Genomic DNA, 1,822 nt, shown 5'->3' with positions numbered 1-1,822 from the left:
CACTGAAATTTAAGACTAATCAAATAAAAAAATCCCAAAACAATACCAATTGATTGCTTTGAGATTAAAGACTTTGTTTACCGACGTTGATCGATATAGTTTTTCAATTCGGGTGATAGGACTGTTTGTACGTGTTGTAAATCAGCTTGCCGTTCAGCACCGACCATCGCGTAAAGCTTTGCGAGATGGTTTTGCCAACGCTGAATTTCAGTGATGACACCATCAGTTCCCTCGTTCAAGACCGTGTGTAGGAAATGTCCTGCGACACCGACCGCTTTTGCACCCAAAATTTGAGCTTTCAAAACGTCGAGGGGGTCTTGAATACCGCCAGTGGCGAGGAGTGTTGGTGCATCTGCGACTAGTTGCGCTTCTAACAAACTTTCGGCAGTTGTTTGACCCCAGTCATACAAATAGCCGTGCTCAGCAGTCATCGCCCGATTACGACGATCTTCGATAACGGCGAAGTTTGTCCCTGAACGGCCACCCAGATTGATATATTGGGCGCCTAAATCACGTAATTGGCCAATGGTTTCCTTAGCCATGCCGAAGCCGACTTCTTTGATAATCACTGGCACGGAAACCGTCTGAATAATATTGGCTAATTCATCTTGCCAAACATAGTCACGATCACCCTCAGGCATGACCACTTCTTGGGCGACATTAATGTGAACTTCTAAGGCATTTGCGCCAATCATATCAACGACTTCTTGGGCATGAGCCGCGGTATGACCGGCACCGATGTTGGCCATAATAAAGCCATCGGGGTTGATTTCTCGAACGACTTTAAATGTGTCAATCGCATTTTCATCCTTTAAGGCCACACTTTGTGAACCAACAGCCATCGCCAAGCCAGTCTCTTTTGCAGCAGTTGCTAACTGCGCATTAATCTTACCGGTTTTTTGGCTACCACCGGTCATCGCTTCGATATAAAAAGGGGTCTTAAAGTTGAAAATTGGGTCATCAACCGTTAAGTCAACATTAGCGACCCTCGTTTCAGGTAACCCTTGGTGAATAATTCGAACCTGATGTAAAGATGACACTGGCGCATGGCGCCGAAATTCGGCTTCTGCCAATGACAAGTGTTCATCTTTACGATGTGCGTGTGCAGATTCCATAATACTTTCTCCTAATTAAATGCAATTGCTAAAGGTAACGGCGTAATTCCAGCACGTTGCCAAGCATCTCTAATTGCGGTTGCAACTGTCGCATCATTTGTCAGGGCGATGCCATTATCACCACCGCCAGCTCCTGATATTTTAGCACCTACACCAGCTTCTGTGGCGATTGATAGGAGTGATAGGAGTGCCGGTGTGACATAAGCGAGTCCAACGCGACTGGCATAGGCAAATAATTGTTCCTGGCTCAATTGCATGGCCGCACGAACTTTATCAAAATCGGCTTGGCGCAATCCTGTTTCGATCATACCAACTAAAGGGGCAGTGTTCTGTGCTAAGAGTTGTTTCGCAGCATCTCGATCAGTTAGGTCACCACTTTCGAGTAGCGCTTGTGTATCCGCAGGCGATCCAGTCCAACCGACCAAGAGTGACCAATCGGCTGGCAACGCTAACGGTTCGATTACCAAATCCGGCCAGGTTGCTGCCAACATTTCAGAAACATAGCGATGTTGGTCAAGCCAATTGAATATAACAGGTGATGCGAATTTTTGATAGCGAATAATGCCGCCAAATGTCGCAGCAGCCAAATCCCCCATAGACCCCGCCTTAAAATTAGGGGTCGTTAAGGTAGCTAATGCTCCTAGCTTATATTGTTGTATTGAGGACATTGGTAATTCGCTAAGCGCAACGTAAGCCTTGATTAAAGC

2 protein-coding genes are annotated in these 1,822 nt (G+C 46.2%); both read right to left on the bottom strand.

Annotation, left to right across the window (positions count from 1 at the left end):
* Positions 1-77: 77 nt before the first annotated feature.
* Positions 78-1,115, bottom strand: a complete 1,038-nt coding sequence (fni, locus tag WEIDD23_RS01740; protein WP_010374304.1) for a type 2 isopentenyl-diphosphate Delta-isomerase — start codon at positions 1,113-1,115, stop codon at positions 78-80.
* Between the two features lie 11 nt (positions 1,116-1,126).
* The coding region (locus WEIDD23_RS14280; RefSeq protein ID WP_242865377.1) for a phosphomevalonate kinase at positions 1,127-1,822 on the bottom strand (696 nt) is incomplete at its 5' end.

It is taken from the genome of Weissella sp. DD23 (assembly GCF_001579105.1).
GTDB classification, from domain to species: domain Bacteria; phylum Bacillota; class Bacilli; order Lactobacillales; family Lactobacillaceae; genus Weissella; species Weissella cibaria.
Note: the sequence above shows the minus strand (reverse complement) of the source record. Positions and strands in the feature narration are given on the sequence as shown.